The sequence below is a fragment of the Luteibacter sp. genome (genome assembly GCF_009912395.1).
GTDB lineage: Bacteria > Pseudomonadota > Gammaproteobacteria > Xanthomonadales > Rhodanobacteraceae > Luteibacter.
This window is the reverse complement of the sequence record NZ_WNDO01000004.1, coordinates 40669-56092: the sequence shown is the minus strand read 5'-3', so window position 1 is coordinate 56092 and position 15424 is coordinate 40669. Positions and strand designations below refer to the sequence as shown.

At 64.7% G+C, this 15424-nt stretch carries 9 protein-coding genes; 5 read left to right on the top strand and 4 right to left on the bottom strand.

Annotated elements, in window-relative coordinates; genetic code table 11:
* Window positions 1-6: 6 nt before the first annotated feature.
* The gene (locus tag GAK28_RS05750; protein ID WP_291776092.1) at window positions 7-1971 is read right to left on the bottom strand and encodes a S8 family peptidase; all 1965 of its coding nucleotides are present in this window, start codon (window positions 1969-1971) and stop codon (window positions 7-9) included.
* A gap of 336 nt (window positions 1972-2307) precedes the next feature.
* On the opposite strand from GAK28_RS05750, the gene GAK28_RS05745 reads away from it, so the two are divergent.
* Window positions 2308-3093: a TatD family hydrolase gene (locus GAK28_RS05745; RefSeq protein WP_291776090.1), complete on the top strand. Its 786-nt coding sequence runs from the start codon at window positions 2308-2310 to the stop codon at window positions 3091-3093.
* 15 nt (window positions 3094-3108) lie between these two features.
* On the opposite strand, the gene GAK28_RS05740 is transcribed toward GAK28_RS05745, so the two are convergent.
* On the bottom strand, window positions 3109-4764 hold the full coding sequence (locus tag GAK28_RS05740) for a Na+/H+ antiporter (protein WP_291776089.1): 1656 nt from the start codon (window positions 4762-4764) through the stop codon (window positions 3109-3111).
* A 526-nt stretch (window positions 4765-5290) separates the two neighbouring features.
* On the opposite strand from GAK28_RS05740, the gene GAK28_RS05735 reads away from it, so the two are divergent.
* Both GAK28_RS05735 and GAK28_RS05730 read left to right on the top strand, forming a co-directional pair.
* Window positions 5291-8344, top strand: coding sequence for a TonB-dependent receptor (locus GAK28_RS05735; RefSeq protein ID WP_291776088.1), 3054 nt, complete (start codon window positions 5291-5293; stop codon window positions 8342-8344).
* 475 nt (window positions 8345-8819) lie between these two features.
* On the top strand, window positions 8820-11930 hold the full coding sequence (locus GAK28_RS05730; protein ID WP_291776087.1) for a TonB-dependent receptor: 3111 nt from the start codon (window positions 8820-8822) through the stop codon (window positions 11928-11930).
* Between the two features lie 159 nt (window positions 11931-12089).
* On the opposite strand, the gene GAK28_RS05725 is transcribed toward GAK28_RS05730, so the two are convergent.
* Both GAK28_RS05725 and GAK28_RS05720 read right to left on the bottom strand, forming a co-directional pair.
* Window positions 12090-12734 (bottom strand): hypothetical protein, encoded by a 645-nt coding sequence (locus GAK28_RS05725; RefSeq protein WP_291776086.1) that lies wholly within the window; start codon window positions 12732-12734, stop codon window positions 12090-12092.
* A 109-nt stretch (window positions 12735-12843) separates the two neighbouring features.
* Window positions 12844-13656 carry an AMP nucleosidase gene (locus GAK28_RS05720; RefSeq protein WP_291776085.1) on the bottom strand — a complete coding sequence of 271 codons (813 nt, stop codon included), beginning with the start codon at window positions 13654-13656 and terminating at the stop codon, window positions 12844-12846.
* A 176-nt stretch (window positions 13657-13832) separates the two neighbouring features.
* On the opposite strand from GAK28_RS05720, the gene GAK28_RS05715 reads away from it, so the two are divergent.
* Together GAK28_RS05715 and GAK28_RS05710 are read left to right on the top strand one after the other, a co-directional pair.
* On the top strand, window positions 13833-14777 hold the full coding sequence (locus tag GAK28_RS05715) for a DegV family protein (RefSeq protein WP_291776084.1): 945 nt from the start codon (window positions 13833-13835) through the stop codon (window positions 14775-14777).
* Between the two features lie 2 nt (window positions 14778-14779).
* Window positions 14780-15418, top strand: coding sequence for a DUF4124 domain-containing protein (locus tag GAK28_RS05710; protein ID WP_291776083.1), 639 nt, complete (start codon window positions 14780-14782; stop codon window positions 15416-15418).
* Window positions 15419-15424: the final 6 nt, after the last annotated feature.

Here is a 15424-nt window from a genome sequence, read left to right as displayed (position 1 = left end):
TGTCGCTCAAGGCGCGGTGAAGCTCGCCTGCACGGTCACGTTGGTGAACGGCTTGCCGCCAGCATCCACGGTGACGTACCAGGTACCCGCATCGGGCCTGGCGACAGTAACCGTCTCGCTGTTGGTATCCGGCTTCGCGGATCGGTAGTCGTAGGCGGATGCGCTGGCGGCACCGCCGTTCTTCACGTAGATCGTGACGTCACCGCTGCCACCGAAGGTACGCAACGCCAGCGAACGAGCACCGGCTGGAACGACGATGCGATAGGCGAGCGAGCCACCGGAGGGCGCGGACTGCCCTGCCAGCGCGACACCGTTCTTGAGTTCGGTCGCCTTGGGCGGCTCGGGCGTATTGCCCAGCGCCTTGTTGACCGCGGCATACGCATCGACGATGCCCGCGCCGATCGGCTTGTCCGGCGTCGCCGGGAAGGCGAGCGCGGTGGACGTGAGCAGGTCGCGGATCTGCGCCGGTGTCGGCGTGGCGAGATGGGCGGCCTTCGTCGCCGAGAGAATCAGCGCGACGGTGCCCGCGACGTGCGGCGTGGCCTGCGACGTGCCCGCCATGCCACCGTAGCTGGCGGTCGTCGGCTCATGCGTGCCAGCGTTGATCGCCGACCATACGAAACCCGCATTTACCGGCGCACCGGTGGTGCCGTCGTTGGCGTAGATGCCACCGCCCGGCGCGGAGATCGCCACCGTGGAACCGTAGTTGGAATAGTAGGCACGCTTGCCGACGATGCCGTTCGAACCCACGGTGACGGCACCGGGGCAACTGGCCGGCGAGTACTTCGACGCGTCGTCGTTCTCGTTGCCGGCGGCGACCACCACCGTGGTACCGCGCGACATCGCCGAGGCGATGGCATCGGAAGTGACCGCGTCGCTGGCGCAGGAGCCACCGCCACCCAGGCTCAGGTTGATGACCTGTGCGGGGTTGGCGTTGTCGGGAACGCCGGCCACATGGCCGCCCGAGGCCCAGACGATCGCGTCCGCGATGTCGGAGGTGTAACCGCCACAGTGACCCAGCACACGCACCGGAAGCACCTTCGCCTTGTAGGCGATGCCGGCCATGCCGAGATTGTTGTTGGTCAGCTCCGCGATGGTTCCGGAGACATGCGTACCATGCCAGCTGGAGTCTTCCTGCTCGTCGCCCTTGGACGGGTCGATGCAGCCGCCGTTGACGGCGAGGTACTTGTCCTCGGTCGTCCAGTCGCCGGTGTCCCACCCCCCGGGGACGCGGCCATCGGTGGCGCGACCCGACATGAAGGCGTCGGTGACGAAGTCGTAGCCTGCGTCAGCCAGCGAGAGGTCGATATCCGGATGCTGGGTGATGCCCGTATCGAGCACGGCCACCACGATGCCCGTGCCGTCGGCCAGGTTCCACGCGTTGGCGACGTTGCTGCCACCCTTGTTCGCGTAACTCGCCGTGTCGCTGCCGATCTTCTCGGCCACGCCGGACGGTGGGCGCAGGTGCCACTGGTAGCGCTGGTAGTACGGGTCGTTGACGACGACGGGCACCACGTCGGCTGTCGCACGAACGTCATCGATCTTCTGCATGATCACGTCCGCTTCGACGTGACGGACGTTCGGATCGGCCGCGATCTGCCTGACGAGAGCCTCGGCATCGGCGGCGGAAAGCTTGCGCGATGTGCGGATCAGGTCGGCACCGGTGGCGAGCTTGCGACCATAGCGCGCCTGCAACACGGCCCCGTTTGACGTGCCCGCACGAAGCTGAGCGGAGAGCGCCGACGTACGCGACAACGCGGCCGACACCGCCTGCGTCGCCGCGGATGTGTCGAGTCGTTCGCGGGTGCCGTCACGGTACGTGACGAGGAAGCGATCGTAGCCTCCTGGCGCACGCAGGCCGGCGACATCGAACGTGGCCCGGGGCTGATCGGCCCCCTGGGCGAAAACGCCAGGCGCCATGCCCAGCATGAGCGAGGCGACGAGCGCCCTCGCAGCGATGCGATTTACCATCTGCACTACCCCTTGCCCGTGGTACTGCTCGTGGGCGGCCGATTGCGGGCCACCTCCCCTTGCTACCCCTCGCGAGGACTTCCCCCTGCGTCAGAATTGAGATCTTTCGCACCCCGCTGGAACCGGCGGTTTTTGCCGCCGGTCAGGGGAACCTAGCAGCAGGAAAATGCGAACGTCAATCTTTTGACGACACTTTTTTTCTTGACGCCCCGAGCCAGGCGCAAGAACGCGCAAAGAGCCGATCCGGACATCCATATGTGTTTCAATTCATAGTCTTGTGCGGCGATAACGCGCATTTCCCCCACTTCGAACTACCGTACCAAAGCGAAAAAAATCATGGACTTGATCGACATCGGCGCCAACCTCACCCACGATTCATTTCGACCGGATCTTGATGACGTGTTGGCTCGCGCGAGCGCCCACGGCGTCGGCCGCATGGTTGTCACCGGGGCCTCCCGCGAAGGTAGCGAGCATGCGCTCGCGCTGGCCCGCGCACATGGCGGGCGCCTCTACGCCACCGCAGGCGTACACCCCCATCACGCCATCGAGTACGACGACCACACCCACGACCTGCTCCGGCATCTGGCCCAGGAACCCGAGGTGCGGGCGGTGGGTGAGACCGGCCTGGACTACAACCGCAACTATTCGCCCCGCGACGTCCAGCGCGAGGTCTTCGAGCGGCAGCTGGCCATCGCCGTGGAGGTGGGCAAGCCGCTGTTCCTGCACCAGCGCGATGCCCACCACGACTTCATCGCGATCCTGCGCAAATACCGTGATCGCGTTCCTGCCGCCGTGGTCCATTGCTTCACCGACACCGAAGAAGCGCTGCGCGACTACCTCGATCTGGATTGCCACATCGGCATCACCGGCTGGATCTGCGACGAGCGGCGCGGCGCCCACCTGCGCGAACTGGTGAAGCTCATTCCCGCCAACCGGCTGATGATCGAGACCGACGCACCCTACCTGCTGCCACGCACGCTTCGCCCGATGCCGAAGGATCGGCGCAACGAGCCGATGTACCTCGCGCACATCCGCGACGAGGTGGCGCGCGATCGCGGGGAATCCATCGCTGAACTCACGGCGTCGACGGCACGTGTTTCCGAGGCGTTCTTCGGCCTGTGATCGTGCGCACGCGGCTTACGCCGCGTGCATCCCCGACAGGGCGGCCTCGGCGAGATCCACCTCGCGCAAGAGCGTGCGCAAGGTCTCGTCGTTGATATCGTGCTTGCGTCGCAGCGCGTAGAGTTCCTGCCGTTCCGCGCGAAGGGCGGCCAGGCGCATCACCCGCTCGGTGCCCGCCTCCGCCCTCGCCTTCTGCGGCACGTCGCCCTCTTCGCCGGCCGCTTCGAGGCGCTGCTGGTAGTCGGACATGACACGCGCCGCTACGTGCGACGCCAGCGCGATCGCGTTCTCGTCGCCCTCGCCTTCCACGCGCTTCTGTTCGTCCCCGATCGCACGCAGCGCCGCCTCCGCCACCAGTGCACGCGCCTTGCGCTCCTCGCGCACGCGGGGATCCTCGCCGGGCAGTTTCAGGCCCTTCACCAGCAACGGCAAACCGACAGCGCCGAAGCACAGCGTGGAGAGGATGACGCCCGTGGCCAGGAAGATCATCAGGTCGCGCGTGGGGAATGGCAGGTGCCCCTTCATCATCGGCAGCGACAACACGCCTGCCATGGTGATCGCGCCACGCACGCCGGCCAGCGATGTCGTCCAGATCAGGCGTGTGCCGGCCTTGGGCCGTTGCTCGCCGCGACGCAGCGAGCGGAGCAGCGCAAAGCGTATCGACACCCAGACCCAGATGAAGCGAAGGATCACGAGCGCGAGGGTAATCGCGACCACGTATCCGGCAAGATACCAAAGATGGCCGCCACCGGCCTGGGCCAGATCGAGCTTGGCGCCATCGACGATGCCGGGCAATTGCAGCCCGAGCAGGATGAAGATCAGGCCATTGAACGTGAACTCGACCATGCTCCATACCGCGCCGGTTTGCATGCGCGTGGCGTAATAGGTGCCCTTGCGGATATCCGTGTAGTTCAGGGTGATGCCCGCCGTCACCGCGGCGAGAATGCCCGACACGTCGAAATGCTCCGCAAGCAGGTACGCGGCGAACGGCAACAGCAGCAGGAGCACCACCTGGCTCGGCGGGTCCATCTCGCCGCTCCAGCGGACAAGGCGGCGCCGGAAGATGCCGAAGGCCTGCCCCACCAGCCAGCCCGCGGCGATACCGCCCCCGGCCATCAGGGCGAAGTCCACGGTCGCGCTCTTCAAGGAGAAGTGCCCGGTCATTTCCGCAACGACGGCGAACTGCAACGCCACCAGTCCCGACGCGTCGTTGAACAGGGCTTCCCCCGAGAGGACATGCATCAGGCGCGAGGGCATCTTCGTCCCGCCCGTGATCGACGACACCGCGACGGCATCCGTCGGCGAGAGCACGGCGGCGAGCGCGAAGGCGACCGCGAGCGGCACGGTCGGGATCATCCAGTGCACGAAGTAGCCGACGCCGACGATGGTGAAAAAGACCAGGCCGACCGAGAGCGCCAGGATGGGGCCGCGCAGCAGGAACAACTCGCGTTTGGGAATGCGCCACCCGTCGGCGAACAGCAACGGGGGAATGAACAGCATCAGGAAGAGGTCCGGGTCGAACTGAACGGACATGCCGAAGGGCCGGGCGAGCAGCGCGCCGAGTCCGATCTGGACCAGTGGCGTCGGTAGTTTCACTGGCAACAGGCGGGTCACGGCGCCCGAAATGGCGACCACGAGCAGGAGGACGAGAATGGTGATGACGAGGCTCATCGCCAGACGCTACCGAAGCAGGTCTCCGGCAGGCAAGCCCGGGAAAGCGTGACACACGCCTCGAAAATCCAGGCATTGCCGATTTCCGTGCCGATTACTGGCACGGCTAATAATCGTAATATGTCATAAATAATTCGTAATTTTTTACTTAGGACTAATTCCTATTGTTCCTAGGACTGACGCGGGCTTACGTTATTTTCACGCGCCGAATAGGCGCTGCCGAAAAAACCCGTTCCAGGGGAAGTGAACCGGGCTTCGGCTTAATCGCCACGGAGTGGTGTTTGCATGATTTGGGGAGGATCGACATGTCACACACACAATCGCTAATACCCCCTGCGACAGGCGCGCGACGACGCCCGACCTGACGACGCGAGGCGGCACGCCCGACAAGAGGCAGACCGTCGCCCGCAGCGTAATCCCGTTTCGGTGATCCGACCGTCCTGATGGGCGGAGCGTCCGCGTGCCGCGCGGATGGGGGTCACCTCACCCCGATGTTTGTCACGCGTTCCCTCAGGAGGGTAGGTAAATGCAGTACGCATCACGATCCATCGCGCATCCGCGCCGAAAACTCGCGTTGGCGGTCGCCGCCGCCGTCGCCCTCAGTGGCGCGGGTAGTGCTCTCGCCCAGAACAACAACAGCGGTTACATCTACGGCACGGCCAATCCGGGCGATGTGGTCCACATCGAGAACACGGCCACCGGCCTCAAGCGCGACATCACGATCGGGCAGGATGGCAGCTACCGTGCCAACTCGCTGCCCATCGGCAACTACGACGTCACCCTGCTTCACAACGGCGCGCCCGCTGATTCGCGCAAGAATGTCCTGACCCAGATTTCCCTGGGTACCAATGTCTCGTTCAACGCCCCGGCGACCTCGAAGGAAGCCACCGACCTGAATGCCGTGCAGGTCAGCGCTAATGCGCTGCCGAGCATCGACGTCAGCTCGGTCGACTCGCGCACCGTGCTCAGCGCCGATCAGCTCGCCAAGCTGCCCATCGCCCGCACCTCGATCAGCTCCATCGCCCTGCTCGCCCCGGGCACCACGCCCGCGGTCCGCGGCTACGGCAATGCCCTGTCGTTCGGTGGTTCGTCGGCCTCAGAGAACGCCTACTACATCAACGGTTTCCAGGTCACCAACCCGCTCACCGGCGTCAGCTCCCGCCAGTTGCCGTATGACGCCATCGACCAGGAGCAGGTGCTGATCGGCGGCTACGGTGCGGAATACGGCCGATCCACCGGCGGTGTCATCAACGTCGTCTCCAAGCGCGGTTCGAACGAATGGAAGGGCGACGTCCAGGTTCTGTGGTCGCCGAGCGCCCTACAGGAACAGCCGCGCAACATCTACCTGCGCAATGGCACCAAGTTCCAGCGCGGCAATCCGTACACGCTGCGCGACCAGGACAACCTGCAGTACTCCGGCTCGCTGGGCGGAGCGCTGATCAAGGACAAGCTGTTCATCTTCGCCGCCGCCGACTGGATCAAGCAGACCGGCAACTACACCGGCCCGTCGTCCGTCAGCGATGACGAGAAGGACACCGCCAAGACCAAGCGCTGGTTGGGCAAGATCGACTGGAACATCACCGACAACCACATCGTCGAGTTCACCGGCATCGGCGACACCGAGACCACCGACAACCAGCTCTACAACTACAGCTACCAGACGGGACGTGGCTCCTATCTCGGCAAGCAATACACGAAGAACTACAACGGCACGCAGACCAACGCGACCCCAGGTGGCACGACCTACATCGGCCACTACACGGGCTACATCACCGACGACCTGACCGTCAACGCGATGTATGGCCGCTCTCGCTCCAATCACCAACAGACCATCAATTCCGCGACGGGACTTGCCTGCCCGCAGATCACGGATAGCCGCGTGGCCTTCGCGGCCAACCCGCAAACCGGCTGCAACATCTCGCCGACGACCCTGCTGCCCGGTGCCAAGGACAGCAGCCGCGGCTGGAGTATCAACGTCGAATACCGCATCGGTGACCATGACCTGCGTGCGGGCGTGGACAACTACGTCCTCCGCGCCACGTCGGGTGCCATCCCGGCCGGTGGCACTGCCTATACGTACAACGATCTCGGCAACGGCCAGGCCATCAAGGATCGCCTGACCAGCCTCGGTCTCGATCCGGCGACCTATAACCCGGCCAACTTCCCGAACGGCTACTACGTCGAATCGGCAGCGCTTTCCACTGGCACCTCGGCGCGCACGAACCAGCGTTCGCAATTCGTGGAAGACAACTGGCAGGTGACCGATCGCTGGCATGCCTACATCGGCCTGCGCAACGAGCAGTTCACCAACTACAACGGTGCCGGTCAGCCGTACGCCAGTTCGCGTCACCAGCTCGACCCGCGCCTGGGCGTGTCCTGGGACGTCTACGGCGACAGCTCGTTGAAGGTCTACGCCAACGCGGGCCGTTACCACCTCGGCCTACCGACGTCCGTCGCCATCCGCGGCGCCGGTCCGTCGACCTTCCCGTCGCAGTACTTCGGCTTCACCGGCATCGATCCCGTCACCGGTGTTCCCACGGGCCTCCTCACCGGCAACTACTCCGCCACCTACTTCAACAATGGTGCCAACGGCGTGCCGCCGGATGCGAAGACCGTGGGTGCGCAGCACCTGCACTCGTACTACCAGGACGAGTACATCCTCGGCTTCGACAAGCAGCTGGCCGATACCTGGACGGTGGGCGCCAAGGCCATGTACCGCCGGCTCCGCAGCCTCATCGACGATACCTGCGACCCCCGTCCGTTCCAGGCCTGGGGTGCGCAGAACGGCTTGCTCGACGAGGTCAACGCCGGTATCGGTCGAAGCACCGGTTGCTACCTGTTCAACCCGGGTCGCGCGAATACCTTCACCCTGTCGCCGGCGCCCGGCCAGTACCTGAGCATCCCGCTTACGGCCGCCCAGATCGGCGAACCGAAGGCCAAGCGTTCGTACTACATGCTCGATCTGTACCTGGAGCACCAGTTCAGCGACAAGTGGTACGGCAAGGTCGATTACACGTACTCGCGCAGCTACGGCAACTCGGAAGGCCAGCTGGATTCGAACATCGTGCAGGCTGACGTGTCCACCACCGAGAGCTGGGACTTCCCGGAGATCATGGAGAACACGAACGGCAACCTGCCGAATGACCAGAAGCACCAGCTGCGTATCTTCGGTACCTATGCACCGACCGACGAGTGGCAGTTCTCGACGGTGACCCGCATCGCTTCGGGCTATCCGGTCAGCTGCCTCGGCTTGCGTCCGACCTCGGCCGGTGGCGATCCGTTCAACTACCACAACAACTACTTCTGGTGTAACGGAGAGCCGGCCAAGCGCGGTACGTTCGGCCGCACGCCGTGGACGTACAACGTCGACCTGAGCGTGGCCTGGAAGCCGGCGTTTGCCGACCACAAGCTGGCGTTTACGGCCGATATCTTCAATATCCTCGGCAAGCAGCGGGTCACGCAGTACTACGAGTACGGCGAAACCGCCGGCGGCGTGGCCAACCCGCAGTACAAGCGCGCCCGTTCGTTCCAGGATCCGCGCTACGTCCGCCTCGGTGCGCGTTACGACTTCACCCTCTGACGCATAACAACAACAGCTGCACGTTTCCCCGGATATTGGCCGCTCCAGAAGGAGCGGCCTTTTTTTCTTGGCTAAATGCCTCGTGAATACCTCGACATGCCGCTTGCGAACATGAAATTTTTTTAATTTCCCGCCTAACGAAATACCTAATTTCATACGCGAATTTCTTGTGAAATGGCGATGTGACGGGCGTCATCCAACCTATCCGCCCTACTGACCCTTGCGATGGGATGACATGCAATATTCGAAAGACCATGCGTTCATGAAAACACCATTGAGTGGCCCCACCGTGGGGCGTTAGCGTCAGCGAACGTGTTGCACTTTCGTTAAATGCCGCGCGGGCGCATCGATAGGGATTCGTCGACGCCATAGGGGGCTTGGGACGGCCAAATCATCGACAACACTCCGCGTTACGTTCCGGTGGAGGGGACGTGGCGCGGTTTGAACCATTTGGCCAATGGCCGGGGAGACCATCATGAATTCGCGTCGTTCACACAACGCCGTAAGGCGTTCGCTTGCACTCGCCATCGCAATAGGCCTGGGCTTCGTTTCGACCCAGGGTTTTGCACAGAGCACCGTCGGTAGCGTCTACGGCACCGCCGATGCCGGCGCCACCGTCACGGCGACCAATACCGGCAACGGAGCCGGTCGTTCCGCTACCGCGGGATCCGACGGACGCTTCAACATCACGTCGCTGCCGCCCGGCACCTACAAGGTGACGACTACCAGCAAGGGCCAGAGCCAGAGCCGGGAAATCCAGGTCGTGGCCGGCCAGGGCTTCAACCTGAACGTCGCCAACGCACCGGCCAGCACGTCCGCGAACGCCGAGGACCTCGGTGCGGTCTCGGTCACCGCCAACGCGCTGCCGCCCATCGACGTGACCTCGGCCCAGACCAGCACGGTGATGACCTCCGAGCAGATCAAGGCGCTGCCGCTGGCCCGCAACCAGACGGCCGTGGCCCTGCTGGCTCCCGGTGCGACGCGCGGCGATGCCGCCTTCGGCAACCTGGCCTCGTTCGGCGGCGCGTCCGTCGCCGAGAACAGCTATTACGTCAACGGCTTCAACGTCACCAACTTCTTCCAAAGCCTGACCTATTCGCAGGTGCCGTTTGAAGCCATCGACTCGCAGGAAATCCAGGACGGCGGCTACGACGCGCGCTACGGCAACTCGACCGGCGGCGTGATCTCGGTCAACACCAAGCGCGGCACCAACGAGTGGAAGGGCGGCGTCGACTACACCTGGAACCCGTACCAGTTGCAGGCGCACCAGCCCAACATCTACCTGAACAACGGTCAGCTGTATCGCAACGACCGGCACAACCAGAACTACCTGGTCGGCAATAACAACAGCGGCAGCGCCACCGACTTCGGCCAGCGCTGGAACGCCTGGCTCGGCGGTCCGCTGATCAAGGACAAGCTGTTCATGTTCGCCCTGGTCGGCGGTACCCGCACGGCCGACGAGCACTACGGTCGAGCGGATGATTCGGGCAACTACAATCGCACCACGTTCAAGGATCCACGCTACCTGGTGAAGCTGGACTGGAACATCAACGACAGCAACATCCTCGAGTACACCGGCTTCAACGACACCACCACCGAAACGGAAAGCCTCTACAGCTACACGTCCGACGCCAATGGCCAGCCGCATCGCGGCGACTACCTGGGCCAGGTCTATGACAAGACCGGCGGCATGACCAACATCCTGAAGTACACCAGCTACATCACCGACGACTTCACGATCACCGGTCAGTACGGCAAGAGCACCAACCGTCGCGTCAACCGTGCGACGGCGGCCAACGGCCTGGTGGAAGAGTACGACGGCAACATCTTCAACGCGGTCAACTCGCCGGGCTGCCCGTCCATCACCGACAACCGCCTGCCCGTCAAGGCCGGTGCCACCGCCTATCCGCACTGCTCGTTCGCCGGCACGCTGAACACGCCTGATGGTGAAGACAAGCGCGGCGCGGGCCGCATCGACTTCGAATATCACCTCGGCGATCACGACCTGAAGGCAGGCTGGGCACGCGACCACTTCACGACCGACACCGGCACCGCCGATGAAGGTGGCGCCGTCTACACCTATACGTCGATCTCACCGGCCATCCTCGGCCACGCACCGGGCCTCGATCCGGCCGACAGCGTCGTCCAGCGTACGATCTTCGCCACCGGCGCCAAGGTGGGTATCACGCAGAAGTCCTACTACCTGCAGGACGAGTGGCACATCACCGATAACTTCATGGCCCGCATCGGTGTCCGCAACGATGGCTTCGAGAACACCAACAGCCTCGGCCAGACCTATGTGAAGCAGGTGCACAGCTGGCAGCCGCGACTGGGCTTCTCGTGGGACGTCCATGGCGACTCCACGCTGAAGATCTACGGCAGCGCTGGCGACTACTCGCTGCCGCTGGACGGCAACGTGGCCCTGCGCGGCGCCTCCGCCTCGCTGTACGAGTCGCAGTACTTCAGCTACACCGGCGTGAATCCGCAGACCGGCGCACCGATCGGCCTGGGACCGCTGCCGGCGGGCTATGCCGCCGTGAATCCGGCGCGCGACCAGCCGTCGTTCCAGAACGGCGAAGCCGGCGTGGTACCGAACCCGAGCGCCGTCGCCACCAGGGATCTCAAGCCGTTCAAGCAGCGTGAGTTCATCCTCGGTGCGCAGCAGCAGGTAGCCGACTGGACCCTCGGCGTGAAGGGCATCTACCGGAAGGTCCTCACCGGTATCGACGACTCCAGCGACTTCCGCCCGATCGCGCAGTACGCCAACGCGCACTACGGGATGAACATCGACACCACCAGCCTGACGCCGCCGGCCACCAATATTCCGGGTTGCTACATCTTCAATCCGGGCAGCCAGGTCACCCTCAATACGCCGCTCGACGCGTCGGGCAAGCTGTACACGGTTCACCTGTCCGGTGCGGATATCGGCGAGCCGAAGTACAAGCGCGCCTACGAGGCCCTGGAACTGACCGCCGAGCGCAACTTCGACAACACCTGGTACCTGAAGGCGTCCTACGTGTGGTCGCACCTGCGCGGCAACTCGGAAGGCGGTGTCGACTCCAGCAACGGCCAGGCCGATACCGGCACGACCGAGCTGTACGACTATCCGGAAATCATGGCCGGCACCAACGGCTACCTGCCGAACGACCGCAAGCACACGTTCAAGGTGTACGGCGCGTGGCAGATCAACGATGAGTGGATGGTCGGCGCCAACGGCGTGTTCCAGACGGGTCGCCCGGAGAACTGCTACGGCTTGAACCCGATCGACGGCAACGTCAACGGCGGTTACGGCTCGGGCTCCTACCTGTACTGCGACGGCATGGTCGTGAAGCGCGGCTCGGTCGGTCGTACCCCGACCTACTGGAACATCGACCTCAACGCTTCGTACAAGCCGATGTGGGCCAAGGGCCTCACCCTCTCCGCGAACGTCTTCAACGTGTTCAACAAGCAGCACACGACGACGATCAACGAAACCGGCGAGGACGACAGCGGCAACTCGCTGTCGGGAACCACCTACAAGATTCCCACCGGCTTCCAGTCGCCGCGTTACGTGCAGCTCTCCGCCGAGTACGACTTCTCGCTGTAACCGGCACGCGTCATTACAAAAACGACAGGGTGCGCGTCCCTCGTGGCGCGCCACCTTGCAGAGCTCCCCGGATCGCCGCCCGCTCCCACGGGCGGCATTTTTTTTGCACGTTGCTCGCGACAATGTCGCATCGCGCGCAAGCGCGCTCCTACAACAGCATCACCTGGGCGTGCTTTCGTGCGTGCATGCCACGTCGCCACGCCATGCGTCGCCGCGTTCGCCATAGCGGAACACGACCGAGATTTTCCGCTCGGTCACCGTGGGCGAGGAATCGTGGATGACATCGCGTCCCTTCATCACCAGCAACGAGCCGGCACGAGCCAGGTAGTGGCGCTGTTCGACGCAAGCGCCGTGCTCTGGATGCACGCGCGGAATATCCATCCGCAGGGGTGCCTCGCTGTTGGTGGTGAGGTACAGCAGCGCGGTGATACCGTTGGCATCGTAATGACCGCCCTGCGCGCCACCGCCCGCCGGATAGGCGCGGATGTTGATGGAAGATCGCCGATGCGGCGACAGCACGACATCCTGTGACGTGATCGCCGACACGAGCGGCAGGCTCGCGTTGTACACCGCCGTGAGTTCGGGCAGGTAGATACGAACGTCATCACCTTCAAAAAGGTGATGCAGGCATGCGCCCCCCATCGGGCGATGGTCGATCCGACGGACCTGCCCTTCGGCAATCAGCCAGTCGACGCGACGCCGCAGGGTGCCGCACTGCTCCTCGTCGAGGAGGCCCTCCACGACCGTGGCGAAATCGTTGTGGTATTCGCGCCTGTGGCGCGACAGATCGAAACGCTGTGACATGACCGTCCTCCCATGCGAACCGTTCCGGGCAAGCTATCGGCCCGGTTCGCTGGGAGGTATGGAAGGATTCTAAAAAATCCGTCCGGACGGTGGAAGAACGCGCCCTCCGTCACAGGACGGAGAGATCGTCCTCGGCGTCGTCGCCTTCGTCGGCGAAGCGCAGGTGCTTCACGCTGCGGCCGTGGCGACGGACCAGCTTCAAGGCCTCCATGCCCACCTTGATGTGCCGCTCGACGAAGTTGGCGGTGACCGCCGCATCGCTGGATTCCGTCTTCACGCCCTCGGGGATCATCGGCTGGTCGGAGACCAGCAGCAACGCGCCGCAGGGAATGTGGTTGGCGAAACCGGCGGCGAAAATCGTGGCCGTCTCCATGTCGATGGCCATGCTGCGCGTGCGACGCAGGTACTCCTTGAAGGCCTCGTCGTGCTCCCAGACGCGACGGTTGGTGGTGTACACCGTGCCGGTCCAGTAGTCGTGGCCCAGGTCGCGGATCATCGTGGACACGGCGCGCTGGAGCTGGAAGGCCGGCAGCGCCGGGACCTCGGGCAGCAGGTAGTCGTTGGACGTGCCTTCGCCACGGATGGCCGCAATCGGCAGGATCAGGTCGCCGATGGCGTTCTTCCGCTTCAGGCCGCCGCACTTGCCGAGGAACAGCACGGCCTTCGGCTCGATGACGCTGAGCAGGTCCATGACCGTGGCGGCGTTGGGGCTGCCCATGCCGAAGTTGATAAGGGTGATGCCGTCGGCCGTGGCATTGGGCATGGGCCGGTCGCGGCCGCGCACCTCGACGCCGTGCTCCTGAGCGAAGCGGTCGACGTAATGGCCGAAGTTGGTCAGCAGGATGTGCTGCCCGAAACCCTCCAGGGGCGTGCCCGTGTAGCGGGGCAGCCAGTTGGAGACGATCTCTTGCTTGGTTTTCATGGGGAATCCGGTTCGCGCTTGCGCCGGCGGCGAACAGGGCCAGGCAGGGCCGACGGCGCGGTTACCGGCGACGCCACGCCGGCGAGGTGCCAATTGATTCGTGCAAGTGTAGCATCCGCCCGAGCGGCGCGTGACGGAGCGCGACGGGTGGTCCGGACGTCGCCGGGGGATGACCCATGCGGATCGGAATGGCGATCGACGCGGCCTGCGACCTGCCACAGGCCTTCCTTGACGCCCATGGCATCGCGGTGATGCCCATCACCGTCAGGGTCGATGGGCAGCGCTTCGTCGACGATCGGGCCCCCGCCGAGATCCTGCGCTTCCGCGACCAGCGGCTGGGTAGCCGCAGCCATTCGGCCGAGACCGAACCCAGCTCGATCACCGACGTGCAGAACCTGTTCCTGGAGCGGATGGTCCGCGAGTACGACTGCGTCGTCTGCCTGACCATCATGGCCACGCGCAGCCCGATCCACGACAACGTGATCAAGGCCAGCTTCGCCATCCTGAAGAACTATCGCCCTATCCGCGAGGCGGCCGGGCTGACCGGCCCCTTCCTCATGCGGGTGGTGGACACGCGCAACATCTTCGCCGGCTCCGCCCCGGCGGTGGCGGAGACGGTGCGCATGATCGCGGGCGGCCACTCCCCGGCCGAGGTGCGCGAGCGGGCCGCCCATATCGCGGACCACAGCTATGGCTACATGCTGCCACGTGACCTGAACTACCTGCGCTCGCGCGCCCGCAGCAAGGGCGATCGCAGCGTGAGCTTCCTCAGTTCCATGCTCGGCACGGCGCTGGACATCAAGCCGATCCTGCGCGCCCATCGCGGCGAGACGGGCCCGGTCGGCAAGGTGCGCGGCTTCGAGCATGGCGCGCAGCTGCTGTTCGACTACGCCGCCAAGCGCGTGCAGGCCGGGTTGCTGGTGCCCTCGCTGTCACTGAGCTATGGCGGCGACCTGGATGACCTGCGCAATCTTCCCGGCTACGACGCGCTGGCACGCACCTGTGTGGACACCGGCGTGCAGTTGCTCGAATCGCCCATGGGCATCACCGGCATGGTCAACGTCGGCGAGGGCGCGATCACGCTGGGCCTGGCCTCCGAAGACCACGTCGCCGGCTTCTGACCGTGCACCATCGGCATCTTGCGGTCCTGTTTCTGCTGGCTGCCGCCCCGGCTTGCGCGCAGACCGCGTACAAGTGCGTGGCCAACGGCCAGACCATCTACCAGCAGTCGCCCTGCGCCGCGCACCAGAAGCAGGAGACGATTCGGTTGGCCGACCCCGGGCCGGCCAACGTTGCCGCTCCCGTCCCTGGAGCCACGACGGCCACCCTCGGAGACACACCGGTCGCACCGCCACCGTCCCTGCCGCCGACGCCCCCGCCACGCCTCTTCGGCTGTATCCGCGCGACCGACGGCAAGCCCTATACCAGCGCGAACGGCGATCCCGCGCCCTATCTCGCACCCCTTGGCGTGCTTGGGGCCGTGACACCAAGCCTGGCGGACACCTACGGCAACCGGAATTCGGCGGTGGCGTCCGCCCCGGAGCTGAACCGGGGCAAGGGCAACCTCGCCGCCATCGCCAGCAGCAACTACGTATGGGTGCAGGACACCTGTCGCGCACTCGGTCCGGCGGAAACCTGCCAAGTGCTGCGCGACGAAGCGGAAGCGAACCAGAAGGCCCTGCGCAACGCATTCAAGAGCGAGCGTGCGCCCCTGGACGCACGCGACACCGAACTGCGCGGTCAGCTTGCCTCCTGCCGCTGAGTTCGC